The sequence below is a fragment of the Armatimonadota bacterium genome, assembly GCA_036504095.1.
Lineage (GTDB): Bacteria > Armatimonadota > DTGP01 > JAKQQT01 > JAKQQT01 > DASXUL01.
Genome location: DASXVS010000019.1, coordinates 1 through 26,990, shown reverse-complemented (window position 1 = coordinate 26,990; position 26,990 = coordinate 1). Strand labels below are relative to the sequence as shown.

The 26,990-nt window shown below is 62.0% G+C and carries 23 protein-coding genes; 11 read left to right on the top strand and 12 right to left on the bottom strand.

What is annotated here, in order from left to right; genetic code table 11:
- Positions 1-6: 6 nt before the first annotated feature.
- Both VGM51_03445 and VGM51_03440 read left to right on the top strand, forming a co-directional pair.
- Entirely contained in the window at positions 7-1,188 is a 1,182-nt protein-coding gene (locus tag VGM51_03445; protein HEY3412094.1) for an iron-containing alcohol dehydrogenase, read from the top strand.
- Between the two features lie 35 nt (positions 1,189-1,223).
- A complete protein-coding gene (locus tag VGM51_03440; protein HEY3412093.1) occupies positions 1,224-2,708 on the top strand; it encodes a hypothetical protein in 1,485 nt (494 codons plus the stop codon).
- 10 nt (positions 2,709-2,718) lie between these two features.
- Here VGM51_03440 and VGM51_03435 read toward each other — a convergent pair whose 3' ends face one another.
- From VGM51_03435 to folE, 3 genes are all read right to left on the bottom strand, one after another.
- On the bottom strand, positions 2,719-3,429 hold the full coding sequence (locus VGM51_03435) for a hypothetical protein (protein HEY3412092.1): 711 nt from the start codon (positions 3,427-3,429) through the stop codon (positions 2,719-2,721).
- 235 nt (positions 3,430-3,664) lie between these two features.
- Entirely contained in the window at positions 3,665-4,930 is a 1,266-nt protein-coding gene (locus VGM51_03430; GenBank protein ID HEY3412091.1) for a deoxyribodipyrimidine photo-lyase, read from the bottom strand.
- A gap of 41 nt (positions 4,931-4,971) precedes the next feature.
- Positions 4,972-5,616: a GTP cyclohydrolase I FolE gene (folE, locus tag VGM51_03425; protein ID HEY3412090.1), complete on the bottom strand. Its 645-nt coding sequence runs from the start codon at positions 5,614-5,616 to the stop codon at positions 4,972-4,974.
- Between the two features lie 161 nt (positions 5,617-5,777).
- On the opposite strand from folE, the gene VGM51_03420 reads away from it, so the two are divergent.
- The 4 genes from VGM51_03420 to VGM51_03405 all read left to right on the top strand — a co-directional run bounded on the left by VGM51_03420 (position 5,778) and on the right by VGM51_03405 (position 8,866).
- A complete protein-coding gene (locus VGM51_03420) occupies positions 5,778-6,704 on the top strand; it encodes a sugar ABC transporter permease (GenBank protein ID HEY3412089.1) in 927 nt (308 codons plus the stop codon).
- 45 nt (positions 6,705-6,749) lie between these two features.
- Positions 6,750-7,160, top strand: a complete 411-nt coding sequence (locus VGM51_03415; GenBank protein HEY3412088.1) for a four helix bundle protein — start codon at positions 6,750-6,752, stop codon at positions 7,158-7,160.
- Positions 7,161-7,226: 66 nt separating this feature from the next.
- Positions 7,227-8,054, top strand: coding sequence for a carbohydrate ABC transporter permease (locus VGM51_03410; GenBank protein ID HEY3412087.1), 828 nt, complete (start codon positions 7,227-7,229; stop codon positions 8,052-8,054).
- A gap of 50 nt (positions 8,055-8,104) precedes the next feature.
- Positions 8,105-8,866, top strand: coding sequence for a prepilin-type N-terminal cleavage/methylation domain-containing protein (locus tag VGM51_03405; protein HEY3412086.1), 762 nt, complete (start codon positions 8,105-8,107; stop codon positions 8,864-8,866).
- A 35-nt stretch (positions 8,867-8,901) separates the two neighbouring features.
- Here the strand turns inward: VGM51_03405 and VGM51_03400 are convergent, their stop codons facing one another.
- From VGM51_03400 to VGM51_03375, 6 genes are all read right to left on the bottom strand, one after another.
- Positions 8,902-9,267 carry a hypothetical protein gene (locus VGM51_03400; GenBank protein ID HEY3412085.1) on the bottom strand — a complete coding sequence of 122 codons (366 nt, stop codon included), beginning with the start codon at positions 9,265-9,267 and terminating at the stop codon, positions 8,902-8,904.
- Between the two features lie 155 nt (positions 9,268-9,422).
- A complete protein-coding gene (locus VGM51_03395; protein ID HEY3412084.1) occupies positions 9,423-10,724 on the bottom strand; it encodes an adenylosuccinate synthase in 1,302 nt (433 codons plus the stop codon).
- A gap of 152 nt (positions 10,725-10,876) precedes the next feature.
- Positions 10,877-11,668, bottom strand: a complete 792-nt coding sequence (locus VGM51_03390) for an FkbM family methyltransferase (GenBank protein HEY3412083.1) — start codon at positions 11,666-11,668, stop codon at positions 10,877-10,879.
- A gap of 140 nt (positions 11,669-11,808) precedes the next feature.
- Complete coding sequence (locus tag VGM51_03385) at positions 11,809-12,138, bottom strand: HIT domain-containing protein (protein HEY3412082.1); 330 nt, start codon at positions 12,136-12,138, stop codon at positions 11,809-11,811.
- Between the two features lie 9 nt (positions 12,139-12,147).
- Positions 12,148-12,339, bottom strand: coding sequence for a hypothetical protein (locus VGM51_03380; GenBank protein ID HEY3412081.1), 192 nt, complete (start codon positions 12,337-12,339; stop codon positions 12,148-12,150).
- 91 nt (positions 12,340-12,430) lie between these two features.
- Positions 12,431-13,264: a CpsB/CapC family capsule biosynthesis tyrosine phosphatase gene (locus tag VGM51_03375; protein HEY3412080.1), complete on the bottom strand. Its 834-nt coding sequence runs from the start codon at positions 13,262-13,264 to the stop codon at positions 12,431-12,433.
- Between the two features lie 92 nt (positions 13,265-13,356).
- Here VGM51_03375 and VGM51_03370 point away from each other — a divergent pair, with 92 nt between their 5' ends.
- Positions 13,357-14,307: an aminopeptidase gene (locus VGM51_03370; GenBank protein HEY3412079.1), complete on the top strand. Its 951-nt coding sequence runs from the start codon at positions 13,357-13,359 to the stop codon at positions 14,305-14,307.
- A 96-nt stretch (positions 14,308-14,403) separates the two neighbouring features.
- The gene (locus VGM51_03365; GenBank protein HEY3412078.1) at positions 14,404-18,525 is read left to right on the top strand and encodes a hypothetical protein; all 4,122 of its coding nucleotides are present in this window, start codon (positions 14,404-14,406) and stop codon (positions 18,523-18,525) included.
- Positions 18,526-18,555: 30 nt separating this feature from the next.
- Here the strand turns inward: VGM51_03365 and VGM51_03360 are convergent, their stop codons facing one another.
- The 3 genes from VGM51_03360 to VGM51_03350 form a co-directional block, all read right to left on the bottom strand.
- Positions 18,556-20,505: an O-antigen ligase family protein gene (locus VGM51_03360; protein ID HEY3412077.1), complete on the bottom strand. Its 1,950-nt coding sequence runs from the start codon at positions 20,503-20,505 to the stop codon at positions 18,556-18,558.
- The gene (locus tag VGM51_03355; GenBank protein HEY3412076.1) at positions 20,502-21,425 is read right to left on the bottom strand and encodes a glycosyltransferase family 2 protein; all 924 of its coding nucleotides are present in this window, start codon (positions 21,423-21,425) and stop codon (positions 20,502-20,504) included. The genes VGM51_03360 and VGM51_03355 overlap by 4 nt, the downstream gene beginning before the upstream one ends.
- Before the next feature lie 159 nt (positions 21,426-21,584).
- On the bottom strand, positions 21,585-22,490 hold the full coding sequence (locus VGM51_03350) for a glycosyltransferase family 2 protein (GenBank protein ID HEY3412075.1): 906 nt from the start codon (positions 22,488-22,490) through the stop codon (positions 21,585-21,587).
- Positions 22,491-22,593: 103 nt separating this feature from the next.
- Between VGM51_03350 and VGM51_03345 the strand changes: the two genes are divergently transcribed.
- The 3 genes from VGM51_03345 (at position 22,594) to secA (ending at position 26,832) form a co-directional block, all read left to right on the top strand.
- On the top strand, positions 22,594-23,046 hold the full coding sequence (locus tag VGM51_03345) for a hypothetical protein (GenBank protein ID HEY3412074.1): 453 nt from the start codon (positions 22,594-22,596) through the stop codon (positions 23,044-23,046).
- Positions 23,047-23,236: 190 nt separating this feature from the next.
- On the top strand, positions 23,237-23,539 hold the full coding sequence (locus tag VGM51_03340; protein ID HEY3412073.1) for a hypothetical protein: 303 nt from the start codon (positions 23,237-23,239) through the stop codon (positions 23,537-23,539).
- Positions 23,540-23,652: 113 nt separating this feature from the next.
- The gene (gene secA / locus VGM51_03335; GenBank protein HEY3412072.1) at positions 23,653-26,832 is read left to right on the top strand and encodes a preprotein translocase subunit SecA; all 3,180 of its coding nucleotides are present in this window, start codon (positions 23,653-23,655) and stop codon (positions 26,830-26,832) included.
- Positions 26,833-26,990 lie beyond the last annotated feature (158 nt).

Genomic DNA, 26,990 nt, shown 5'->3' with positions numbered 1-26,990 from the left:
ACACGGATGGACTTCACATTTCATATCCCGACCAAGATCAACTTCGGACCTGGCACGCTCGAAACGCTGGCGAGCGAGAAGCTGCCGGGCAAGAGGGCGCTGCTGGTAGTCTCGGCAGGGCCAACGATGCGCAAACAGGGCTATCTCGACCGCACGATTGAACTGCTCAAGCGGAACAACGTAAGTTGCGTGGTCTTTGACAAGATACTGCCCAATCCGATCAACAAACACGTGATGGAAGGCGCCGCCATGGCAAGAGCGGAAGGCTGCGACTTCGTCATCGGTCTCGGGGGCGGCAGTTCCATCGATGCCGCGAAGTCGATCGCCGTCATGGCCGTGAATCCCGGCGATTATTGGGACTACATTGGCGGGGGCACCGGTAAGGGCCTGCCCGTGCCGAACGGTGCGCTGCCGATCGTCGCCATCACCACCACCGCCGGAACGGGCACCGAGGCAGATCCCTGGACAGTTATCACCCACGAAGAGCGCAACGAAAAGATCGGCTATGGCCTCATCCCCGAGACGTTCCCAACGCTCTCCATCGTTGACCCCAAATTGATGCTCAGCGTCCCTCCACACCTCACGGCATACCAGGGTTTCGACGCATTTTTCCACGCTGCGGAAGGGGTTCTCGCCAACATCGCCACCCCGCTCGGGGACGCCCTCGCGCTACAAAGCATCAGCCTGATCGCCAAATGGCTTCCTACAGCCGTCAACGACGGGGCAAACCTGGAAGCGCGCACGCAAATCGCCCTGGCCAACACGTTGTCCGGGATGGTCGAGAGCGTTTCGTCGTGCACGTCGGAGCACTCGATGGAACACGCCTTGAGCGCCTACCATCCGGAACTACCGCATGGCGCCGGCCTGATCATGTTATCGCGGGCGTATTTCACGTACTTCGCCGGCAAGACCCCGGAGCGCGTTTCCCGCATGGCTACGGCTATGGGCGTTGACACTCACGGTCTGGATGACGCACAGGCCGCTACGGCGTTTGTGAACGCCATGGTCGCGCTTCAGACCGCCTGCGGGGTGGGCGGTCTCAAGATGTCCGATTACGGCATCGCTAGAGATGACGCACCCAAGCTGGCGGCCAATGCCTTCGCCAACATGGGCGGCCTGTTCACGCTTGATCCATACACGCTGACGATGGAGGACGCGACGCAGATTATCGCGGACGCATGGCGATAGCGCGGACAGGTATCAGTGGTCAGGAGCGGACTGCATTGAACGGTTGTAGGCTGCTATCCATTGTGATTTTCGCCGTGCCGGCCGTTGGCGCCGCGGCTCAGCCCGTGGATCCTCTGGCGGGCTCGGCGCCGTTTCGAAGGCTGTTCCTGGACGCGATGGTCGTAGAGGAATCGAATAACCTCGCCCGGGTGTTTCACGCTGCCGAGAAGTATCCTGGCAACCCCGTTATCAGGAAGGACAAGCCGTGGGAGGGCTGGGGCCCGTATCTCTACGGAACGGTCCTACCAGACGGCGGGAAGCTGCGGATGTGGTATCAGTGTATCGGAAACGACAGCGCGGATGTGTGCTACGCCGAATCGATGGACGGTATCCATTGGACAAAACCCGACTTGGGCATAGTCGACTACAAGGGCTCGACGAAAAACAACATCGTCGCTCCAAATGGAGTGTGCCACATCCCGAGTGTCATCCGCCTGACGAACCCGGCCTCCGCGGACAAACGCTGGGCGATGTACGGTTACGCAGGGAGCGCAGGCTCGGCGGTTGCTTACTCTGCGGACGGCCTCCACTGGAACTGGGACCGATCGCCGGACCAGAAACACCTGTTTGCTACTTCCGACGTTACCAACTTCTTCCACGACCCGTATACCAATCGATTCACGGCCACGTACAAGACCATGAACCGGCGGCACCGCGCCGTGGGAGTCGCGATTTCCGACGACGGCTTGAAATGGCGCAAGCCTGTGGATGGCGCGGTCTTCGGCGCGGACGACCTCGATCCGGACGCGACACAGGTCTACGGCATGCCGGCATTCCCTTATCAGGGGCTATACGTCGGCATTCCGTGGATCTACCACGCACGGTGGATCAAATATGGCAAGTACACCAAGCCTGAGGTAATGTATGAAGCTCAGGAGGGCAGCGCGCGCACGGTAGATGTGCAACTGGCATGGAGCCACGACCTCCTTCAATGGACCCGGACGCCGGACCGTGCCCCTTTCATCCCACTCGGGCCCGAAGGCTCCTGGGACTCGAAGATGGTCTATACGGCACGCGCACCCGTCCTCGTCGGCGACCGCCTGTTCTTCTACTTCTCGGGCTACGACACGATTCATGATGACGATGCTCAGGCAAAGGGAGCTATCGGGCTGGCGACGCTGCGCCTCGATGGATTCTGCTCGATGGAGGCAGGCGACACGGAAGGTTGGCTCATCTGCCGGCGCGAGGTGTTCAACACGCCAACAGTGACCGTCAACGCAAAGTGCGGGAAGGGCGGCTACGTCACGGCGGAACTGCTGGACCGCAGCGATAAGGTGATCCCGGGATTTTCACGATCCGACTGCGCCCCGTTCACCGGTGACTCCGTGCGACACGAAATGACGTGGAATACGAAGGCATTCCCGAAAAGCCTTATCGACAAGGACAAGAAGGTCCGGTTCTTCCTCAAGAATGCCGACCTCTATGCCTACCTCCCAGCGGGCATCAATCCGGCGGTTGACGACGGTAAGCCGGATTTCTGAGCCAGGGTTATCAGTCAGGGATGTTGGGCTTGGCGGCGTGTCGAAGCAGCTCCAGTTCAATGGAGAGCGGCTTCCAGTATTCCCTGTCGCTCCTTCGCTCCTCGTCCTCCTCCGAGCGGAGCAGGTTTTCCACTCCCCGAACGTCGCCGGCAATGGCCCGTGACAACAACGGCCGGGCTTCGAGCATGAGACCAGCGCTGTCGCGATACCGCTGCGCCACCTCGACCAGGAGGTCCGGTGTGCGGAGTTCCTTCAGCCAGAAGTCCACCTTTGCCGGCGACGCCGCCTCCCGATTGGCAAAGTAGTGGGCTTCGAGCAGGCGGCGGAGCATTGGCCAGTCTTTGTCGCGCTGCGTCTTCTTGGCAGTCACGAGGTCCGGGAGAGAGAGAACGTCGCAAGCGAATCCGGGATCGAGGTCGAGGGTTGTGCGCCGGAGCCAAAGCTCCTCGAACGGGGCAACGCCACGCATGACCGACATGATGTCGATACGAAGACCGGCGGCATCCGGGTGAAAGCATCGAAAATGGACTGCGTGCCCGCGGACGAGGTATTCCAGTGATAATGACGGGACCGCGATCTGTCGGGCCTCTAGATTGTCGAGGGCAGAGCGCAACCGAACGAGGTTCGCGGGATCGGCAAGGACCGCCAGGTCCGCGTCACGGCTAAACTCCGCCGCGCCGTACAATATGCAAGCCTGGCCGCCCATGAGCAGGCAACGCACCTGGCGCTCCTGCATCGAAGAAAGGACTCTGTGTATCGGGTTCATCATCGAGGCTGCCACCTAAAATCAGATAGGTATCCCAGAGGCGCGTGGTTTCGCGCCACCTTTCAGCCGGCGTCATGCGATACCATTCCATCCACTCGTCGTCAATGCCGCTTTCGATCATTGCCGTTCCACCTACTCCATGATGCTCGGAGCCGGTAGGACATGTCCATCCGGAGACAGGCATCAGGATTCAGAAAGCGGTTGAAAAGCCCAACTTCCTCCGAGCCGATTCCGTGCTCATATACCGGATGGCCCCAAATATCGGGCGCTGGGGCCACGGACGGTCGTGACGACCACCGATTGACCAGGCGATTCCGGTATATCCATTGGGGTCACGTCCGTCCAACTGGTACCTGTCGTTCAAGTACACAGCCGTGGCGTGGGCATCTTCGGGCGTTTCGCTCCACTCCAGGATCTTCTTCGCCCAGACCATGCGCGTATACCCGTGCATGAAGCCGGTTTCGACCATTTGCCGCTGGACTGTGTTCCAGAACTCATCGTGCGTATCGGCGCTTTCGAGCTGTTCGCGTGTATAGACTACCGGCCGCGGATCCTCCGCGTGGGCAAGGAGTGACGCTTTCCCCCACTCGGGACAACCATCGAAGCGATCGTAGGTGTCGCTGTACCAGCAGAAGTTATGGGCCAACTCGCGGCGTACAAGCAGTTGCTCCAGGAAGGCATGCTTTGCATCCTGAGGCGAATCCGCCTGCATGACGGCCCGGGCGATCGCGTGGGGAGCTATCTGGCCGAAATGGAGGTAGGCGCTCAGCCGGCTGGTTTCGGCGCGGTGGCGATCGGAAGCGTAGCGTGGCAGGCGTTCGGTGATGAAGGTGTTCAGCGCCGCCGTTGCCGGGGAGGAACCTCCATGTGCAGTCGCGACACGCGGCACCGATCGATCGCAGCCAAGTAGACGAAGTAATTCGTCGGTCGTGTGCTTCGCCAGGCGAATCCGCGGGACGTTCAAATCGTGGATCGGCGTGTTTATGGCAGGGCGCGGGTGCTCCCAGACAACATCGGGCAGATGGCGATGCACAAATGGCCGCAGGATGCCGGCTGTCGCCGCCAGGCGGCCAAACGCATGTGCAGGTAGTACGGTGTTGGTCGTCACCTGCATAAAGGGGACCGTCAGGGTCGCCGAAACCTTCTCGCGCCACGCCCGCTGATGCCTCAGAGCCCCAATGTCGGCGACTACCTCGAGCGCATTCAGTTCCCGCGCCAGCACCGAAATCCCTTCTTCGGGTAAGACGCGCCGGAGGATAAACGGTATTCCGGAGCTGTCCAGGATGGCCTCGGTTTCGCGAAGGCCGTCCAGCATGAAGGCATAGTGGCGCGCATTGGCCGAGGGATACGCCGGATCGAGGGCGAAGAAGACAACGACCGGCGCGCCAAGGGCGTTGGCGCGCCGGATCGCTTCGTTCAGGGCCGGGTTATCGTCCGCTCGCTGTGCTGCCTGCATCCAGTAGATCACGCAGCGACTGAGAGGTGAGCCAGCATATCTCACTTGCGGATGAAGTCCAGAACCTCGGCGCGGCTCTTCGGATCGTCGCGGAAGCAGCCGCTGAGGTAGCTGGTGACCATGCTGCTGCTTTGCTTCTGGACGCCCCGGATCATCATGCACATGTGCTGCGCCTCCAGCACCACCGCGACGCCCGCCGGCTGGATCGCTTCCTCCAGCGCCAGTCCGATCTCCTGGGTAAGGCGCTCCTGCACCTGCAAACGGCGCGAGAACATATTCACAAGCCGGGCAATCTTGCTGAGCCCGATCACCTTGCCCTGCGGAAGGTATGCTACGTGGGCCTTCCCCATGAACGGAAGCAAATGGTGTTCGCAAAGGCTGTAGAACTCGATGTCGCGGACGAGGACGAGGTCGTCGTAGTCCTCGTGGAACACGGCCTTATTGAGGACCGTTCGAACGTCCTGCAGGTAACCCTCGGTGAGGAATTCGAATGCCTTCCACGCACGTTCGGGTGTCTTGATGAGGCCCTCACGGGTTGGGTCCTCACCAATCCGTTCGATGAGGCTGCGATAGAGATCAGCGCCGTCCTCACGCGGGTTGCGGCGCGCCCAGCAAAGCTCGCACTCCAGCTCGTTACCGTCGTCGTCCTCCGCTGTCAGGGGCATCCTGGGGAAAGTTTCTGTCATTTCGGGGCCTTCCTTTCGCACAACCGCGAAGCGGTTCTACGCATGACAAACACTGCGGGACGGCGACGCGGTTCCGCACAATATGGTCGACTGCCGGATACAGGCCACTGTGCGGCGGTGCGAATGGCCTCTCACTTCAATTTGCAACACAATATACTGCAATGCAATCAGCGACCCCGCAAGCCTCCAACCGGATCATCAGCCCCACTGCGCGCAGGGCAGCCCGCAGACGCCTGCTGATGGGCCTCGCATTCGTCAGCCCGTGGCTGCTCGGATTCCTCATTTTCACTCTCTACCCTGTCATCGCATCGTTCAGGTACAGCCTCACGGATTTCCCCGTCCTCCATCCCCCGCGCTACGTAGGCTTTGAGAACTATCGCCAGCTGCTGACTGGCGACGAGTATTTCTGGCGCTACGCCGTTTTCAACACGGTATTCATGTTTCTTGAGCTGCCTTTGGGGATCGGCATGGGGCTCGCGCTGGCAACACTGCTGAATCAAAGGTTGAAAGGCATGGCCGCGTTCCGCGCGATGCTATATCTGCCCAGCGTCGTCCCCGCCGTGGCCTCCGCCATGCTGTGGATGTGGATCTTCAACCCGCAATACGGGCTGGCAAATTCCGTTTTGGCCGCGGGCCACATTCACAAACTCAACTGGCTCGTTGACCCGCGGTGGTCGAAACCCTCGCTCATCATCATGGACGTGTGGAGCGTTGGCGGGGGGATGATCATCACCCTGGCGGCGCTTCAGGGGGTGCCCAAGCACCTCTACGAAGCCGCTACGCTCGACGGCGCTTCCGCGCTCGGCCGCTTCCGCCACGTCACCATCCCGATGATCTCCCCGGTGTTGTTTTTCCAGTTGATTATGGGCGTTATCGGGACGTTCCAGTATTTCACCAACGCCCAGGTTATGACCAAGGGCGGCCCTCAGATGTCCACCACGTATTACGCCTACTACCTGTTCAACAACGCGTTCGTCTACTTCAAGATGGGCTACGCGTGCGCCATGGCCTGGATCCTGTTCGCCATCACCCTGTCGCTGAGCCTCTTGGTTATGTGGAGCGGCAAGAAATGGGTGCACTACGGATGAGCTCGGATGCGATGGAACAAGGAAATGATGAAATGAGGGCGTGATATGAGCGATGTCTCTTGGACGAGCGTGGACGACATGGAGATGTTTCGATCTCTTGAACGCCTCATCGACCGGATCTGGACCAACGTGCTACGATGGGGTCCGCTTCCACGCGATACGGTTGGTAAGCAACTTGTCCGCGCGGCGGATTCTATTGGGGCGAATCTCTGTGAAGGGGACGCGCGATTCCATCACAAAGACAATCTGAACTACTGCTATATCTCCCGAGCGTCCCTAAGGGAAACGTCCTATTGGCTCCGAAGGGCCGAAGCGCGTAACTTGATGAGCAATGAGGACTCGCTGCAGATGCGGGAGGAACTTGATTCTACCAGACGCTGGATTAACTCTCTGATCACAGAACGGCGAAAATGGCTGACTGAGGTGCGCGAAGAGCAGGCAAACTATGATGCGTAAGAGACTACCATCCCTTCGCCCGCATTTCCCCATTTCTTCGTTTCCTCATTTCCAGAGGGCACGCCGATGCGTGTAAAGGTGACAGGAATCGCGGCCCGATACGCGTTTCTATCCGTCGTGTGTTTGGCGTTCCTGGGACCATTTTTCTGGATGGTCAGTACGTCGCTGAAATCGGACGCGCAGACGTTTTCATTCCCGCCGATCTGGTTTCCGACGCCGCCGGTATGGGGAAACTACTCGCGCGCCACGCAGGCCTTCCCGTTTCTACACTACACCGCCAACACCCTGTTCCTGTGCGTCACCACGATGATCGGCGTCGTGATCTCCTGCTCGCTCCCGGCGTACGGATTCGCCCGGCTGGAGTGGAAGGGGCGCGATCTGCTGTTTGTGGTGATGCTGGCAACGCTGATGCTGCCCGGGCAGGCAACCATGCTCCCTGTGTTCCTCATCTTCCGCTGGCTCCACTGGACCGGCACGTTCAAGCCGCTCATCGTCCCGGCATTTTTCGGAAGCGCCTTCAGCATCTTCCTGCTCCGGCAGTTCTTCCTCACCATCCCGAAGGAACTCAGCGACGCCGCGCGCATCGACGGCTGCTCGGAACTCGGGATCCTGGCACGCGTGATCCTGCCGCTGGCGAGGCCGGCGCTCGCCACGGTAGCGCTCTTTTCCTTTATGGGAACGTGGACCGACTACCTTGGGCCCCTCGTCTACCTGCACGATGAACGGCAATACACGCTGGCGCTCGGACTGACCGCGTTTCTGGGCAGACACGGCGCGGACTGGAGCGCCCTGATGGCCGCCGCCACGCTGGTGACCATTCCGCCCGTCCTGTTGTTCCTCTTCGCCCAGAAGACGTTCATCGAGGGCGTGGCGGTCACGGGTTTAAACGCCTGATGGGCGCAGATCACCGGCTGGCGGTATAATCCCTCCAAAGGAGATCCAAAATGCCGAAGCGGAACCGTGATCCAATCGTCGGCGGATTCACCTTGATCGAGCTTCTCGTCGTAATTGCGATCATCGCAATCCTGGCCGCCATCCTCTTTCCCGTCTTTGCCAGAGCGCGTTCGAGGGCGCTGTCAACGGCGTGTCTCAGCAACACGAATCAGATCGGGCGGGCGCTGATGATGTACGCCGACGACAACGAAGAGCAGGTGATGTGGAACTGGTGGGATTGGCACCGCCCCCTGGACAGCTACGTCAAGAGCGGCGACGTCTTTGGATGCCCAGCGTCCCGGGCGCCGAAACCGTACAGGAAGACTTTCGCGGCCGGCGCCTTCCCCCGCGTCAGCAGCTCGTACCCGGCCGGAGATTACTGGACCAACCAGGCGGGATACCCTTACATCTGGGGGCACTACACTCTGAACGTCGAGTTTCTGGAGAACTTCGGGGACAGCAGCCAGTCCTATATCCCGTCTTCCCACCGGATCTCGAAGTGGAAGACCCCTTCCGGCGTGATCCTGGTCGCCGAGTGTCAGGATTTCGTAAAGACCCCCAGGAGCGACTCCAGCGCCCCGTACATCGAGCCTGAGGGTACCACTTGGACCGAAGTCTGGAACGAGCTGGCCTCACGCCATAACGGTGGCTGCAACTGCGTCTTTGGCGACGGCCATTCCGCCTGGAAGAACCACGACTGGTTTCTCACGCAGGAAGGCAAGCACGCGATCTGCCCCGCAAGGGAGTTCCTGACCCCGACGCAGCCATTCTGACGGGCCGCCTGCGGTAAGGGTCAGGGGTGCGGAACTCAGCGGTACTCAACGCCCGTGTCTGCGCTGCTGTCCCGGGGAGCCGACGACGGGGTCGGCAAAGACGGTCCCTCGCTTTGAGGTTCGGAGGACAGTGGCCGCGGCTCCACCGGCGGCGCCACCTGTCGCGCAGATCGGACGGCATCCTTGAGGGTGGCGACTTCCCCTTCCAGGGCCGTTACGCGCGATTCAAGTTCATTCACGCGGGAAACGTCCACTGCGTGGGCCACCGGAGCGACCGCCTGGGTGCGGAACGCGGCCTCCCAGGTTCGCGGAAAGCCTCTGCCCGCCCAGAAGCCGAAGCCCACCAGCCCCACCGCAAGGATAAATATCAGAATGGCCTTCGGCCCCGGTCGCATCTTCATCGCGTCCCCTCGCTTTCATGGCATATCGAACGGGGCTGGAGCCCCGCGTCACAATGGTGATACGCCGATGGAACAGGAGAGGTTACGTCAGCAGAGCGGAAATAGAGAAACGGGGGAATGAGGGATCATTTCCCCGTTTCTCTATTTCATTCCGATCAAACTCCGACGATCTTCTTGCCGGCTTCAGTCCAGATGGTCTGGTCCCGGCCGGGGCCGACGCTGGCGACGGCAACCGGGACGCGCACGATCTTCTCGACCGCCGCGATGTAGGCGCGGCACTGCGCCGGCAGATCCTCGACGCACTTGGCGCCGGTGATGTCGCCGGTCCATGGCTCGAACTCCTCGAAGATCGGTTCCGCGTGGTTCAGGAGGGTACGGTCGGCGGGCAGACGCGTGTATTCCTTGCCGTTGATGCGGTAGCCGCGGCCGATCTTGACCGAGGGGAAATCGCTCAGTACATCCAGGCTCTGGAGGGTGATAGCGGATACGCTGTTGGCGCGGGCGGCGAACTCAAGGCACGGCCCGTCGAGCCAACCCACGCGGCGCGGTCGGCCGGTCGTGCTGCCGTACTCGCGACCCTTCTCGCGCAAATGCACGGCCATATCGCCGCTTAGCTCCGTGGGGAAAGGCCCTTCGCCAACCCGGCTCGTGTAAGCCTTGACGACGCCCATCACAACACTGATGTCGCGCGGGCCGATGCCGGTGCCGAGACAGGCGCCTGCGGCAATCGGATGGGAGGACGAAACATAGGGGTATGTTCCCATGTCGATATCCAGCATCGTCCCCTGCCCGCCCTCAAACACTGCGAGGCGCCCGGCTTCCACGGCGTCCTGCAGCAGCATGGCGGTGTCGGTGACGTACGGGGCGATCGTATTCGCGTATCCGCTGTACTCCTCAAGCAACGAAACCAGGTCAAGCGGTTCGTAGCCGAACAGGCACTGCAGCATCTCGTTATAGTGCTTGAGGATCGGAGACAGGCGCTGTCGGAAGAGGTCCGGGTGGATCAGATCACCAACCCGGATCGCGCTCCACCGCGAAGCCTTGTCCGCGTAACAGGGACCAATGCCGCGTAGAGTTGTGCCGATCTTGCCGCCGTCATTCCTGGATTCCAGGGCCCGCTCCAGCATCTTGTGATACGGCATGATTACGTGCGCCGCCTGCGAGATCTTCAGATTGGTCAATGCGACCCCACGCTTTTCCAGGCCGGCGATTTCGTCCGTCAATTCCTTGGGATCGATCACCACTCCGTCGCAGATGAGGCAGAGTGTGTTCGGGTTATGGACCCCGGACGGGACAACGTGATGAACGTACGTCTGTCCGTCGAAAACGATCTTATGCCCCGCGTTCGGGCCGCCGTTGTAACGCGCGCATACGTCCGCGCGGCGGCTCATTACGTCCACGATCTTGCCCTTGGCTTCATCGCCCCATTGCATACCCACTACCACAATCGTCGGCATCTTCTTACCTCACAAAGCGCTCCCGGCCGCGCGACAACAATGAAATGGGGAACGGCCGGAGGCCGTTCCCCGCAACGCATGCTAGCACATCGAGGCATTGGTTTGGAAGCATTACGTATTAGCGATACCTTTTCAAGATCGGCCTGAGGACGCTATACGCGGAAGAGAAAGTTGTTGATGTAGCGAGGGTCGGTCGGTGAGAACGGGGTTTGGTGTTGCGCCACGGAAAACTCCGAGATGGGGTGCTCCTGGCCCTCGTCGAGGTAGAAGCCCTTATAGCCCCAACCCAATGGGATGCTGAAGACTTCGGTCACCGGGCAAGCCATGTGTCGCTGCTCAATCTCTATGAGGAGCGCGGGCATCCACCGGCGAAGGGTTGCTTCGCCGCCCTTCAGCACTTCGGCCTCGTGCCCCTCCACGTCGATCTTGACGAAGGAGATATCGGTAAACCCGAAGTCATCCAGTCGCTTCACCGGAACTGTGAAGCGCTCTTCCGATGCGCCGAATACCTGTGAAAGGCTGCCACACCCGTATCGCGGGATCCCATTTACAATGGGGATATGGAGCTCGGCAAACCCTTCCGAGCTGGACAGACCCACGATATGGACGCGGATATTGTGGGCGCCGTGCGATTGCAGTACCTCCGCAACGAGCGGATTGGGCTCAAACGCCTCAACGTTCCGGCATATCTTCGACAAGGCGTATGAATAGCATCCGATATTCGCTCCGATATCCAACGCCACCTTGTCCGGTCGGACCCACTTCTCCAGAAAGTAGGGGTGCATCTCGATCTCGAGCTCACCCATCCATTTTCGCTTGGCATAGACGACCGAGAGGGCGAATCGCCGAGGGCGGAAGGTGTACGGATTCGGGAAACCGTCGAGGAAACGCCACGCGGCGTTGCGAAGGGGTTTGGGAACCATTCGCTTGATTGCTGATTTCATGGGGTCGGACCCCTCTTATCGCAGACGCGCAGTTGCAGTGCTCGGACGCGGTTAGGCCTGGCAGCGTATCGCTGTGTGGCAACGCCGGACTGTGTCAGGCAGACTTGATGTAAGCCCACGTGCGACTCCAGACCGGTTGACTAACCGGGGGGCCATCCCATCTTGCGTCCCCCCAGCACGTGAAGGTGCAGATGATCCACGCTCTGCCCTCCGTCCGGGCCGATGTTTGTGACGATGCGGTAGCCGTTCCCGTCGATGTGCTCCCCCGCAATCTGGGCCGCCGCGGCCATCAGAGCGCCCAGCACATCCTCAGACGCTTCGGCGGCGCTGGCCACGTGCCGAGTGGGGATGATCAGGATATGGACCGGCGCCTGCGGGTTCAGGTCACGGAACGCCACCACGTCCGCGTCGCGATACACTTCGTCCACGGGTATCTCGCCTGCGGCAATCTTGCAGAAAACACAGTTCATAGTTGCACCCTAATAGAGTTCGAGATCGTCAACGTGTTCCGGAGCGCTGAAACCGTCGTAGGCCGCTCCGCCGGTTGTATACGACTGATACTTCGTCGGAAGCTGCTCTCCGCCCAGTCGTTCTCCCAGCTTGAACCCTTTGTCAACCATCTCCTCAGGCATGCGCTCCATAACCATCGCCCGCTTATTCTTGCCCTTCAAGACCCGGTCACCTTTGCCCCACATCTCTTGTCTACCCCTCTTCCCTTTACGCCTGTCCCACGGAACGCGCGGTTTTTCGAAGCGACTGCGCCTAGTCACGCCTGAGCGCGCGGCGGATCCTCCCCGCCAGACCCCTCGACCCCTCGGGCGGCGCTTTCCGCGAAATTCGAGCGATCTGAATCGGATTGCCCTCCAGCAGGGCCGCCGGATTGCCCCGGCACATGAGATCAGCCGCCTCTTCGCCCAGTTCGCCCGCCAGCATCGCATGGGCCGAACCCAGGCGAGGGCGCCGATGTTCCACTCCATGCCCGTCTGACGCGATCACGATAGGGCGCTCCTGCCTGACGATCTCCCACGCAAAACCTCCCACGCTCTTTCCGTATGCGCCGAGCAGGCTGCCGGCCGTAATCTGCACCGGTATGCTTTCATCAATGGTAGCGCGGAATAGATCGTGATTCTGAAGGAATGGCGTGGACCGTTCCGGATGCGCCATCAGCGGTGTAAGGCCGGTCATCCGGACCTGGAAAATCAGATCGGCAAATCGAAGGGGGTGCTGGTGAGACGGTACTTCGAAAAGCAGCGCGCTCCCCTCGCCCAGCGTAAGAACCTTCTTGTGCTTGATGAGGTTGAAATGGTCCCACAGCGCCGGGACCTCGCACCCCACCACGATACGAATATCGATCCCCTCCTGGGCGATCCTCTCGTTCAGTTGCGCAACCCGGTCGCGGATAGTCTGCGGATCGACCGTCACACCGGACCAGACGAGGTGTGGGGTTGCGGCCATGATCCTCGTCCCGTTGTCGGACGCTAGGCGCGCCATCGCGACCGAGTCTTCGATCGTCCCGGCGCCATCGTCCCAACCGAACATCACGTGTGTGTGCAGATCGACCATAGGGTTTGGAGTGGCGGGTGTCCGGCGCGGCACCGCTCTCTTCACACATCATAGCGTTTGGTCCGCGCCCACCGGCGGGGTTACAATGCCTGCGGGACAGCCATTGGACGAAACGAGGTAATCAAGTGAGCGAATTGAGAAACGCGGCGGAAACACTGCTCTTGAAATGCATGGGCGCGCATGCCGGCGAAAGCGTACTGGTGGTTGATGACGTTCGCAGTAACGTCGTCTCCATTGCGCTGATCGACGCCGCGGCCGCCCTGGGCCTTGAGGCGATCCGTATGACGATGCCGCCGCGCGAGAGAAGCGGCCAGGAACCGCCGGAAGCCGTGGCGATGGCGATGCATGGCGCGGATATTGTGCTGATCCCGACAACGTGGTCACTCTCCCATACCCGCGCCCGTACCGCGGCATGCACGGCCGGCGCCCGCGTCGCCAGCATGCCGGGGATCACGGAGGCGATGTTCGCCCGTACGCTGACTGCCGATTACGAGCGGGTCGCCGAGCGCAGCCGGTCCGTGGCCGCCATCCTCAATGCCGGGAACAACGTTCAGATTTCCTCACCGCTGGGAACGAACCTCTCATTCAGCATCGCCGGCCGGTCCGGGACGCCGGACACGGGACTGTATCACACGCCGGGCGATTTCGGGAATCTGCCGGCCGGTGAAGCGTACCTGGCGCCGGTCGAGGGCACGGCCGAGGGCACGCTGGTGGTGGACGCCTCGATGGCCGGCCTCGGCGTTCTGGCCTCCCCGGTAACGTTCACCTTCTCAAAGGGGAAGGTGGTGGCCGTCGAGGGCGAGGGCGCCCAACAGTTGCGAGACAACTGGGCGGCCGCCGGCAAGGGCGCCGACTGCGTCGCCGAGCTGGGTGTGGGAACCAATGATCGGGCCATCATAACAGGCAAGGTTCTCGAAGACGAAAAGGTGTTGGGCACTGTGCATATCGCATTGGGCAACAACGCCCATTTCGGCGGCACCTGCGATGTCCCTTACCACGCGGACGGCGTCTTTACGAAGCCGACCCTGACCGTAGACGGGACCATCGTCATCGAAAACGGGGTTCCAAAGTTCTGACAAACGTGGGCAAAGGCATTCGGGCGGTGGCATAATCCCTTCGTCTTCTGGACGCAACTGTCGCAGATACGCGGCAGAACCTGGAGAGGAGGGATTATGTGCCGTTCCGTCCTTCGCCTTGGTGTCCTTAGCGCCTTCATTCTGGCCGTTTGCGCCGCCGTACCGGCCGCGGTCATCAACTTCGACGACCTTCCGGCCAATGGTCACGGCAGCGGCCTCGCCGTCCCCGTGACAACACAGTACTCCTCCCTGGGGGTCACGTTTAACAGCCCCACCGTGTTCGACTATACCAAACCGACACCCATCCTCAACTTCGCCCACTCGGGCAACAATGCAATTGAGCAGTGCTACGGCGCCGAGTTCTGCACCACGCCAATCCAGGCCAACTTCACTACCGGGCAGGCGCGTGTCGGCGTATGGGTTGGATGCTCCGGCGCGCTTGCCGCATCACAGAATGTGACGCTCAAAGGCTTCAACCAGTTCGGTGACCTCGTGGCCACCGCATCGGCCACGCTCTCGGCCAGCACGGGCCCCACACTCATCCGCACAAATCTGGTGATCAGCACCATCAACCCGGTGATTCGAATGGTACAGGTGGCGTTCGATCCATCGACCCTGGACATGAATGGTCTGGCGGTAGACGACCTGGAGTTCGACACTATCGGTCCGCCACCGCCGTGCACCGCGACGGCGTTCCCCAGCGTATCGCTCCTCAATCCGGCGCCGGGCGCCACCGTGCGCTGCAACCGGTTTCTGCTGGAGGACAACGCCACATCCGACGATCCGGCAGCCATGCGCACGATCTCCATCTACGGACCAAGCGGAGGCGGCCCGTATTGGGTCACCACCTTCACCGGTTCCAGCCGGCTCGGGCCCACCTGGATCTACGAGGCCCTCACGCCTGGCGTCAATACCATCCTTGACGAGGTCCGCGACTGCAAGAGCACCGCGCAGGCCTCCCGCACCATTACCTACAGCCCCATCCCGAACACTGTGCGGGTAACCGTCCTCGGCGGTGAGGTGACGCAGACGATCCAGGACATGAATCACCACGTTCCGCTCATCGCGGGCAAGCGGACGGTCCTCCGCGTTTATCTCCGATTGGATGGGGCGACATCTCTCGCCAACATCTCGGGGCACGTCTACGCCAACCGCCCCGGCGCGCCTGATTACCTCTTCCTCGGCCCCGGCATACCACCGTACAACCTCGCGTCATCAAACCGCATCACGCTTAACAGCACCGCGACACTCGACTCGCTGCGGCGCGACGCAACCGCATCCCTGAATTTCGATCTCCCCCCGGAGTGGACCACCGAGGGACGGGTTCACATTTCACTCCAGGACGCGAACACTGACGATTGTGAAGGCTCACTCGCAATTAAAGGCGACCTCTTCGAGGAGACAGGCAGTGGCTTTTTCATCTACGCAAACTTCGTGACCGCGCCGACCGTGCGCATCCGCGCGATATCGGTACCATACATGCCGAATGGAACCACCACTGTGTTCGCCCCCACCCAGACCGATTTTGATCACCTCAGTTCCTGGCTCCGCCGGGCATACCCGACGGCGAACGTGAGTTTTTTGCAAGGAGTCCTGGGTGTTCGCAACGGCGCTCCCGGCAATTTCGACGCCGATGACATCAACTCCCAGTTGCAGGACGTCCGCAGTATGGAAACGTCCGGTAACGGCGCCGTGGACAGCCACACGCATTACTACGGGATGGTCGCCGATGGTGGCGGCTTCATGCGCGGCAAGGCCGACGGCATTCCGAGCAAGGTAGCCTCAGGGCCGACCGGGCCCAACTGGGGCTGGGACACCGACGGTTCCTACGGGGATTGGTACGGCGGCCACGAGATCGGCCACACATTCGGCCGATTCCACGCGAAGTACTGCGGCGCGAATGAGTGTTTCACCTTCATCTGGACGTTCTGCCCAAGCGGATACGTGGCATACCCCTATCCTAACGGTCTCCTCGATGGACCCAACTACTTCTCCCTGTTCGGGTATGATGTGGGAGACCCGAGCCTGAGCATCGCCCCCGCAGTATACCCATCGGACATCTGGACGGACGTGATGACTTACTGCGACCGTGAGTGGATGTCCGATTTCACCTACAGCGGCATCCTCAATCGACTGAGGGCTGAAAATCCCTCCGCGGGGCCAGTACCGCGGTCGATGGCGGCGGGCGATTGGCTGCTCGTCAGCGCCACGATGAACCTCACGAAGGAGACGGCCGTACTGAGGCCGTTCTGGAGACTGCCGTGGCTGGCGGCAAGGCGATCGCCGGACGTCAGCCACTACTACATCGTGATGGTCAACCGACTTGGCACGGTCCTCGCCAGATACCGTTTCGAGCCCATGGTGGACACCGAAGCTGTCTCCGGTGACGACTTCCACGCCTCGATGTCGGAGGTCGTACCGTGGGCGGAGGGCACGGGGCGGATCCTGATTCTGCGTGACGACGTGGTCCTGGCCTCCCGCGAGGTCTCTCGCAGCGTGCCGCAGGTGCGGGTCATCTATCCAAATGGCGGTGAGTGCCTCGGGTGCGTCAACTCGGCAATCGCCACCGTCACATGGACCGCCACCGACGCTGATGCCGACAGCCTGACCTACGCTTTGCATTACAGCACGGATGGAGGCGTCACTTGGAGAGTTGTGGACTCCAGCATCACGGCAACCTCTTACGAGGTGAACACGGACACCCTGCCGGGCAGCGCGACGGCTCTGTTCAGGGTGATCGCAACAGACGGCGTCAACACTGCCTGGGACGATTCAGACTCCGTCTTCACCATCCGTGTCAAGGCGCCCAACGTCCACATCACTACGCCAGGCAACGGTGCGAGCTTCACAACGGACCAGACCGTTGCACTGAACGGCGAAGCCATCGACCTTCAGGACGGCGACCTTTCCGGCGCGTCACTGGTATGGCAGTCTTCCGCCGTCGCAACCCCTATCGGCACTGGGGGTTCCTCCAGCGCATCCCTGCCCCCGGGCGACCAAACCGTCACACTCGAAGCGACAAACATCGCCGGGCTGAAGGGCTCCGCCAGCGTCGTCCTCAACATCCGGCCGGCCGTGCTGGTGGCCGATGCCGGACCGGACCATGCGGTGGCGGTGTTTGTGCCGGCGATGCTCAACGGAACCGCGTCACACGGCGTCGGAGCGCTCGCCTATCTGTGGGTCTTCGTCTATAAGCCGGAGGGTAGCCAGGCTGTCCTGAGCGGCGCTACTACCTCAACACCATCCTTCACCCCCGACCTGCCGGGAACTTACCTGGTGCAGCTCATCGTGGCGGACCGCGGCAGCCAGACCGCCACGACGCGCGTGACCCTGATCGCCGAGGGTATGATCGAGGTACTCCGCATCGCGGGCGGACTTGCCGGGACCAACCCCGACATCGTCGCCTACCTGGACGCCGTGAATACGGGAAGCTCCGCCGGCCGCATCGACATCCTCGATGCCGTCCGCCTGGCGCGGAGCGCGCTCATCCCTCACGCAGGAAGTGGAGCGGTAACACGCAACGTAACGAACCGGTTCTCATGGTTCGGCGTCTTCATCGATGATCCTCGACTGAACAACTGGGCGGACGCCCACCTGGTTGCCACCCACCGGTTCGTGGGCGCATACAACGGCCCGACGGCTGTGTGGTATTCGCCGAACGACCACAAGTGGGTCATCGCCAACGACGACGCAGGGATTATGGCCGACGGCGAGACGTTCAACTATTCATTCGGTCCGCAGGTCCATACCGTCACACGCTCCGCCGAGTCGTCGCCGTTCCCATGGGGCGTTCTTCTCGCCGCGCCGGAACTCAACCACAACGGTTCCGCCAACGTCCTGGCGACGCACCACTTCGTCAGCACATTCGGCAGCACAGCGCTCGGAGTACGCTACGACGGTTCATCGTGGAGCGCCTACAGCGAAAACGCGTCGGACATGCTGAACGGGGAAAGGTACTTCTACGTGGATGCCGACGGGTCCGGCGGGCGGGCGGTCCATTCCGCCGGCAACGACTACCACGGCTATGGTCTGTACCTCGACGATGCGCGGCTGAACGGAAATCCTTCAGCCATCCTGCTTGCGCAGCACGATGGGATCTATTCCGTGAACCCGTCTCCGATGGGGGTCTGGTACGACGGCTCGCGCTGGGTTGTGTACAACGAGACGCGGGCGCAGTTCCCAATGGGAGAGGCGGTGAACTATCTCATTGGTCAATGACGCCGGAAGGCCCCGTCCCCGCAGCCCATCCTAACGGGACGGGGCTCCGACGAGTGCGGCCTCCGCCCTCGCGCGCAGGCTTTGAACCGCAGCGAGTTCCCGTGGGTCGTCCTTGCCGGTCGCCCTCCAGATCATCGGGTACTTTTCACGGTTCGACAGATACCGATCGGCGAGCGCGATGAGCGCGCGGCGATAGCGTTGCGCGGTCGCGACGTCCTGGTGATGGTCTGCGTCGGTGGCAAGCGCGGCATAGGCGTAAAGCGGTTCATCGTCCACCAGTTCTGGGGTCGCCGGGTACTGTCCCACCGGCCCCTCTGCAACCGATACGAGGGTCCTGTAATCGTTGAGCGCCGCTTCATGGTTTCCGGCCTGCTCCTCAAGCGACGCAAGGTCGAGCAGGATCTTCAGGCTGTGCGGCGACACAGCGAGCCCGCGGGCGAACGCCTTGCGCGCCTCATCCGGTTGACCGAGTTGCGCTTCGCCGTACAAGCGCCACGCCACGGCGTCAAACGGCGACAGCCGGGTGGCCTCGCCGAGGGCGCCAAGGGCGTCCTGCCGCGCACCGGTTTGTGCCAGCGCCACGCCCATTTCACGCGCCAGAAGCCCATCCAGAGGATCGAGCGCCCGCGCCGAACGCAGCGCAACCACCCGTTGAATCGGAGTCATATTGCTGGTCCGGTCCAGCGCAGCTTCCGATAAGGCGGCGGCATTCGCCACCAGGAGGCCGCCGACGAGGGTCGCCGCCATCGCGATGCCGATCGCAGCCGTCAGCCATCTGGGGGACTTCAGGGCGCCGGTTGACCCCAGTCCGAGGCCGATGAGGCCCCACATGGCCGCACTGGGGCCCCAGAGCGACCAGCCGTAATCCACTCCGTTGTGCAGCGCGGCCGCGACGAGGCCGGCGAGAGCCCCGGCGGCAACAAGCGAGCCTCCGCGCGCCCTGGTGAGCAGGCCCGCCGCCGCACTGCACAGCGCCACGAGAAACAGGACCAACCCCGGAACCCCCGTCTCGGCCGCGGCCTGCAGGTAAGCGTTGTGAGCGGCTTGCGTCCAACCGGCGATGGCATAGCGATTGAATGCGGCGCCGAAGGTGCCAATGCCCGTCCCTATGAGCGGATGCGCGGCTGCCATACGGGCGGCGCCCTTCCAAGTGAGCACGCGGAACTGTGTTGAATGTACTTCGGTCGTTCCGGCGCTCTCGACGCGACCCAGGAGGGTTCGCCCTCCGATGCCGGTGGCAAACACCAGGACAAGGACCGCCATGCCTACCATCGCGCCGCGCAACTGCCGCCACGGTCGAGCGATGGCAAACACAACAACGACGGCCGCGACGAGCGCCCCTACCGCGCCCTTGGACCCTGTCAGTAAAAGCGCGGTGAATCCGACCGCCATGGCCACGATGCCCAGCATGACGGATGCCACGTTCGCGGGTGTCCGCCGGTCGCCTGGAAGCGAAACGTCCTTCCGCAGCGACCGGACGGCCATAAGGAAGGCCACAGGCAACAGCGTCACGAGGTAGGACGCGAAGAGGTTTGGCGTCGCGAACGGGCCGAACTCACGCCACCCCGGCCCGCTATCGACCGAGTGCGCGATGCCTATACCCGCTGCGACGGCGCACCCCGCAAACAGCGCGCAGAGCGCCAGCGGACGCAGGAGGTCATCGTCCGACGCATCGGCGGCCAGCACGAAAAGTACAGCGTACGACACAAGATCGCTCAACGCAAGAAGGCTGGCATGAAGGCTCGTCTGACCGACCACAGTCACCACCGACCAGGCTATGAATCCCCAGAGCCAGAAGGCAGGACGGGGAAATCTCAGGTCACGGCGGCGATCAGCCAGCCATGCCAGCCCGGCCACGGCTGCCAGCGACCGGCCGACGGCTGGGCCAACGCCGCTCCACTGCCCGCCGAGCCACGGTGCAAACCCCAGGTTGGCGCATAACAGCCCAAACCACAGGTATTTCAGCAGGGAACGGTTCATTTCCGATCCTCTTGCTGCTCCGGCGGAATCGATGCCTTTTCGGGTCCCTTCCCGGTAAGGTCCTTCCAGTAGCCCAGAGCGATCACAAGGCCCACCCGTACTGTCAGCCCGACCGCCACGATGGGAGTGAGCCAGCCGGGATAAAGCGTGCCGAGATAGTGCTTGCGGAAGAACCGGAACATGCTCTTATGGAAGGCGATGATCATGGGGCGGGGGTTCTTGTCGCTGCTCTGGGCGATCGCGTGCGTGATTACCCCGGCCGGCGCATACCACGTCTGCCAGCCAGCCTGCTTGGCCCGGTAGCACAGATCGACATCTTCCACATACATGTAGAATTCCTCGTCGAGCGTTCCTACCGCGTCGATCACCTCCCGCCTGATCGCCATTGCCGCGCCGCTCACCCAGTCCACGACCATCGGTTCATCGTGGGGCGCATCCTTCATCAGGTAGTCGCGCGTCGCGCGGTTCCGCGGAAACAGTCGACCCAGCGGCGTGTTTCGAAAGAACCCCGCCTCAAGCCTGGCAAAATGGCGGCAGGAGTACTGGAGCGTCCCGTCCTTGTTCAGGAGTTTCGGGCCCGCGATTCCGCAGGCCGGGTGCGCCTCCATGAAATCCAGAATCGCCGCGAAAGCGCCCGGGTGGGAAATCGTATCCGGGTTCAGCAACAGAACCACATCGCCACGCGCGGCGGCCATGCCGACGTTGTTTCCCGCCGCGAATCCCAGATTCTCGTCAAGGGCGATGATCGTGAGCTGCGGGAACGAGTCCTGGGCGAATTGAACGCTGCCATCCGTACTCGCGTTGTCCACAAGGATCACCTCGAACGTGCGCGCGCCGATGTCCTGGGCGAGCGCGCTGCCCACGCTGCGCTCAAGCCACTCTCGCGCGTTCCAGTTCAAGATGATGACAGACAGGTTCATTGTTGATAGTCAGTAGACAGTAGGCAGTAGTCAGTAGACAGTAGGCAGTAGACAGTAGTCAGTAGACAGTAGGCAGTAGGCAGTAGTCAGTAGTCAGTAGGTCGGGCCTCCGTGCCCGACACCGAGCATCCCAACCTTCGTCGGGCACGAAGGCCCGACCTACCGCGAATATCTGTACCAGAGATATCGGACGGCTCCAACCGCCCGGATGACGGCCACGCAAATCGCCAACATCAGCGGCCCGAGGCGTTTGGAATAGTGCTTTCGGTAGAAAGCCGCCATCGCCCGGTGCGATTCCCACGTCGCGCGCGGCTTCACCTGGCTGGTGCTGGCGCCGCCCCGATGCTCAACGCGGGTATCTGCTACGTACCAAACTTCCCAGCCCTTGTCCAGTGCGCGCAGGCACCAGTCCACGTCGTTAAAGAACAACGGAAACGCCGGATCGAACGGTCCGACGTCCTCCCATGCCGCGCGCCGCACCATCCACGCGCTCGCCATGGGTTGCGGCGCCTGTTGGGTCAGGTCATAATCGAATCCCGGCAGGCGGTACGACGTGAACGCCTCTGCGCGCGAGAAGAGACGGTCCAGATGCAGCCACGCCGCGAACATCGCCACCGGCGTTGGCATCCCGCGTATCGATGCCTGCGTGCTGCCGTCCTTAGAAACCAGCCTCGGCGCAGCGATGGCCGCGCGCGGGTGCCCCTCCAGAAACCGGATCAACGCGGCAGGGGTATCCGCCGGCACCACCGTGTCCGGATTCAAAAATAGCAGCCAATCAGAATTGGCGGCTTCGGCGGCCAGATTGTTCCCTCGGGCGTAACCCAGATTCGTGTCGAGCGCCAGCACTGTGACGTTCGGGAAACTCCGGGCGAGCATCTCCACGCTCCCGTCGGTACTTGCGTTATCGACGACTATCAGTTCCGAGTTTCTAGTTCCTAGTTCCGAGTCGGGCTCCGAACCAGGAACCAGGAACTCGGGACTCGAAACTCGGAACGCGGAACTGGTCAGGCACCGTTCGAGGTCATCCCGCGTATTCCAATTGACGATGAGGACGCTCAGCCGCATACTTCATTACCCGTGCATGAGGATAGCACCCTCGAAGCCTGTTAGAACTTGGGCGGAACGTGGCACAAGGAATCAGGAGATCGATGGCGGAAACGGAGGGGCAATGAACCGTCTAGTCACATACACAATCGCGAGTTCGCTGGGCCTGGGCATCGCAGCGCTCATGTCCATTCCCACATTCAATGCGATGCGCGACTTCAAGCCGCATCAGGCTACGACGGTCCCGGCGCCTACAGAAATCGCACCCGCGCCCGTCGCAAATGCGGCGCCAACCGAGAACCAGACGCTCCTATCCGCCGACATTGTGATGGGGCAGTTGACCGTCACCGTGAACGGCGCTCCGGCCGGATCTCTGCAGGGGACGACTCAGCTGGATATCTCCCGCTTCTGCCACCCGGGGGGCAACCCGGTGCGGCTGATGTGGGTTGGTCCCGCCGAGGGCAAGGTTAAGGCGAGTCACACGACGGCCGGAGTAACCCGCGATCTCACCGAGGCCCACCTCGTCCCGGCGGACACTCAGACGGCCGGCGTTCAGGAGATGACCCTCTATCTGTAGCGCAGAGGCTTGCGCCGAATTACGCCCGCAATCCGCGGTACGCCCCGGCGCCCTGCGGTCTTGCTCCTGGCCCGGAAGCCGGCGTCCCGCCGCTCGTTCCGTGCTGGCCCTTGCTGCCTGACCACCGAGGCGATCCCACACCAACGCCTTCCGCTCCCTTTCCGCCCGCGATAAGTGATAGAATATCATCGTGAGAAGACATCTCTTCCTGATTGCGCTGCTGAGCGTGCTCCTGCCGGGCACGGTATTGCACGGCTCTCGCGACTCCGTCGCGCCGCCTCCGTTCGTGTCGTCCCTCCGGGCGATGCCGGGCGCCGGGCGCGCGATGGCGCGTACGCAGCGCAGCGTGACCGCCTGCCGCCCCGTGCGCGGAGTTTATATCGTTCCCGCGCGCCGGCCCAAGGCCACCATCGCCTTCCGGGAAGACACCCCCCTCCAGGACCGCATCCTCGAACGGCCCACCGGCCTCCGCGCGCCACCCGCGATCGGCTGATCCCCCGTCAACACATCCACCCGCGGCCTTATGGGCCGCCCGCACGCATATTTGCGCGTCGGCCTGCCGTTCGGCTCGGCTGACGACGATTGCCATACACAGGGAGCCAACCTATGCAGAACCTCTTGAGGAAACTCTGGGACAGCAACGATCGCGAAGTCCGAAAAGTTCAACCATTTGTCGATCAGGTCAACGCCATGGAAGCGCAGACAAAAGCGCTGACTGATGACCAACTGCGCGCCAAGACGGTCGAGTTCCGCCAGCGCGTCCGAGATGCCGCGGCCGCCGTCCCACCGCTGCCGGACGGCGTCGACACGCGAGACGCCGTCGAGGCTCACGCCAAACAGGTCTTCAAAGCGGAACAGGCCGCGCTAGAAGAGATACACGCCGAAGCGTTCGCGGTGGTCCGCGAGGCCGCCAGGCGCACCCTTGGCCAGCGTCCGTACGATGTTCAGGTCCTGGGCGGAACGGTCCTCCACCAGGGGCGCATCGCTGAGATGAAGACCGGTGAAGGCAAGACCCTTGTCGCCACGCTTCCGATATACCTGAACGCGCTCGCCGGGCACGGTGTCCACCTTGTGACTGCGAACGACTACCTGTCAAAGCACGGCGCCCAATGGATGGGCCCGGTGTACCATTTCCTGGGCATGTCCGTCGGCCTGATCCAGGGCGCGTCGTCCACGGCGGAGCAAGGAATGAGCCCGTCGTTCATGTTCGACCCCTCCCAGACGCACGAACAGCGCCTCCTCCACCTTCGCGTCTGCAGCCGACGGGAAGCCTACTTCGCCGACATCACCTATGGCACGAACAACGAATTCGGGTTCGACTACCTGCGGGATAACATGGCGTTCAGCCACGATGAACTCGTGCAGCGCGAACTCTATTTCGCCATCGTAGACGAAGTGGACAGCATCCTCATCGACGAAGCCCGGACGCCGCTCATCATCGCCGGCATGCCGGAAGACTCATCCGAGATGTACTACCGTGTGGACCGCGCGGTTGCCCGCCTGGAAAAAGGCAAGAAAGTCGAAGCGGAGGATCGGGACCGTCTCTCGGATGAAGAGAAGCGCGAGCAGGAGAAAGACTTCGTCGTAGATGAAAAGGCAAAGACCGCCACGCCGACCGACGCCGGCATCGCCAAGCTCGAGATGCTGCTGGGCGTGAAGAACGTCGCCGACGACATGGCCGTGATGCACCATATCGGCGCGGCCATGAAGGCCAGGGCGTGCTATCGCAAGGACATCGAATACGTCGTGAAGGAAGGGGAGGTCGTCATCGTTGACGAGTTCACCGGCCGCATGATGTTCGGGCGCCGTTACTCCGACGGCCTGCACCAGGCCATTGAAGCGAAGGAAGGCGTGAAGATCGAGTCCGAGACGCAGACCATTGCCACCATCACCTTCCAGAACTACTTCCGCCTTTACAACAAGCTGGCCGGTATGACCGGCACCGCAAAGACCGAGGAGACTGAACTCCGCAAGATTTACGGCCTGGACGTTGTGCAGGTCCCCACCAACCGCCCGATGATCCGCAAGGACATGGCGGACGTCATCTACAAGACGGAAGAAGCCAAGTTCCGCGGCGTCGCCGCGGAGATTCTGAAACTACACTGCGCTCTGCAACCGATGCTGGTCGGCACCCGCAGCATTGAAGTGTCCGAACGCCTGAGCGAGCGCCTCAAGAACGAGCGCCTGCAGACGCTTGGCCTCATCTTCGTGCTTCAGGATGCCCTTGCCAAGGCGAAGGGCATCGACAAGAGCAAGAAGCAGGAACTCAGCGCATTACTGAACACCAAATTCGACGATCTGTGGGTCGCGAAACTCAGCCCGGCGGCCAAGGCGCTTGGTATCAAGCTCGATCCGATGGACCCGGCCAATTTGAAGGAAATGAGCCGCATTTTCGAGGTGCCGGACGTTGACCGGCTCACCGAAGTGCTGAAGAACGGCATCACGCACAACGTGCTGAACGCGAAATACCACGAAAAGGAAGCGTCCATCATCGCGGAAGCGGGACGGCCCGGCGCGTGTACCATCGCCACGAACATGGCCGGCCGCGGCGTCGATATCCTGTTGGGCGGCTCCGATGTAGAACTCGTTGACGAGGTCGAACTGGATGAACAGGGCGAGGAGATCGTTCACGAGGCGCAGGTGCTGACGGCCGAGGAGAAAGCCGCTCTGGACGCCGACCGTCGGCGTCGCGCCGAGGAGGTCCGCAGGCTCGGCGGCCTGTACGTGATCGGCACGGAGCGTCACGAATCACGGCGCATCGATAACCAGTTGCGGGGCCGTTCCGGCCGCCAGGGCGATCCCGGCGGAAGCCGCTTCTTTCTGAGCCTGGAAGACGAACTATGGCGCTTGTTCGGCGACCGGGGACGGTGGCTGCTGAATGCCACGTGGGAAGAGGAGGCGCCCATCGAGGCCGGCCTGCTCACCTCGGCCATCGAGAAGGCCCAGAAGCGCGTTGAAGAGAACAACTTCGCAACCCGTAAACACGTTCTCGAGTACGACGACGTGATGAACGAGCAGCGCAAGGTCATCTACGGCGCGCGCCGCCAGGTGCTGGACGGTCACGATATGTCCGAGACAATCAAGGGCTACATCGAAGAGACCGTCGGCCTGGGCGTCAACGTCCACGCCAGCGCCGAATTGCCGGTGACCGAGTGGGATCTCGACGAGCTATTCGACTACCTGAACGGCTACTTCCCGCTGGAATTCAAGGCGTCTCACAAGGATCTGAAGGGCAAGACCCACGACGAACTTCTGGCCTTCCTGACGGAGAACGCGCTGGCGTTGTATGCCGAGCGCGAGCAGGAACTGGGCAGCGAACTGATGCGGGACATCGAGCGGTGGGTTGTCCTCCAGGTCGTCAATTCCAAGTGGGTTGAGCATCTCTCAAATATGGACCACTTGCGCGAGGGCGTCAGCCTGCGCGCATACGGCCAACAGGACCCTCTCGTGGCCTACAAGAAGGAAGGCTTCGAGATGTTCCAGAGCCTGAAGGACAGCATCGCCGACGACGTGGTGAAATACGTATTCCACGTTCAGGTGCAGCCCACTCCTCCGCCGCCGCCGCGCCTGTTGAACCCGATGGAGATCGGCTCCGACGGGATGATGGACCCGATGCTGGTCGGCGCCGATCCCGGGGTGATGCAAACCATCGCAAACGCCGCCGCAGTCGCCGGTCTCCCCCACCCCGCCAGCCTTGGCATGGGTGTGGACCCGGGCACCCTCGGCCGAAACGACCCATGCTGGTGCGGCAGCGGCCTGAAGTACAAGAAGTGCCATGGATCTTAGGCAGGGCTGAGGGCTGAGATCGGGTAGGCGGGGTCGTTACCGGCCCCGCCTCCCACACCACCCGGCATGCGGGTCCGCACCGGGCGGTTCACTCAGACTTAAGCGCGTGGTATCTCTCCGCGAGAGACGAGAATCCCATCTGGATGAGCTTGGCGTTA

Coding starts and splice junctions, on each gene's coding strand:
- VGM51_03445 (HEY3412094.1), top strand. CDS start 7: ATGGACTTCACATTTCATATCCCGACCAAGATCAACTTCGGACCTGGC.
- VGM51_03430 (HEY3412091.1), bottom strand. CDS start 4,930: ATGCAGGCAGCACAGCGAGCGGACGATAACCCGGCCCTGAACGAAGCG.
- folE (HEY3412090.1), bottom strand. CDS start 5,616: ATGACAGAAACTTTCCCCAGGATGCCCCTGACAGCGGAGGACGACGAC.
- VGM51_03420 (HEY3412089.1), top strand. CDS start 5,778: ATGCAATCAGCGACCCCGCAAGCCTCCAACCGGATCATCAGCCCCACT.
- VGM51_03415 (HEY3412088.1), top strand. CDS start 6,750: ATGAGCGATGTCTCTTGGACGAGCGTGGACGACATGGAGATGTTTCGA.
- VGM51_03410 (HEY3412087.1), top strand. CDS start 7,227: ATGCGTGTAAAGGTGACAGGAATCGCGGCCCGATACGCGTTTCTATCC.
- VGM51_03405 (HEY3412086.1), top strand. CDS start 8,105: ATGCCGAAGCGGAACCGTGATCCAATCGTCGGCGGATTCACCTTGATC.
- VGM51_03400 (HEY3412085.1), bottom strand. CDS start 9,267: ATGAAGATGCGACCGGGGCCGAAGGCCATTCTGATATTTATCCTTGCG.
- VGM51_03395 (HEY3412084.1), bottom strand. CDS start 10,724: ATGCCGACGATTGTGGTAGTGGGTATGCAATGGGGCGATGAAGCCAAG.
- VGM51_03390 (HEY3412083.1), bottom strand. CDS start 11,668: ATGAAATCAGCAATCAAGCGAATGGTTCCCAAACCCCTTCGCAACGCC.
- VGM51_03385 (HEY3412082.1), bottom strand. CDS start 12,138: ATGAACTGTGTTTTCTGCAAGATTGCCGCAGGCGAGATACCCGTGGAC.
- VGM51_03365 (HEY3412078.1), top strand. CDS start 14,404: ATGTGCCGTTCCGTCCTTCGCCTTGGTGTCCTTAGCGCCTTCATTCTG.
- VGM51_03360 (HEY3412077.1), bottom strand. CDS start 20,505: ATGAACCGTTCCCTGCTGAAATACCTGTGGTTTGGGCTGTTATGCGCC.
- VGM51_03355 (HEY3412076.1), bottom strand. CDS start 21,425: ATGAACCTGTCTGTCATCATCTTGAACTGGAACGCGCGAGAGTGGCTT.
- VGM51_03350 (HEY3412075.1), bottom strand. CDS start 22,490: ATGCGGCTGAGCGTCCTCATCGTCAATTGGAATACGCGGGATGACCTC.
- VGM51_03345 (HEY3412074.1), top strand. CDS start 22,594: ATGAACCGTCTAGTCACATACACAATCGCGAGTTCGCTGGGCCTGGGC.
- secA (HEY3412072.1), top strand. CDS start 23,653: ATGCAGAACCTCTTGAGGAAACTCTGGGACAGCAACGATCGCGAAGTC.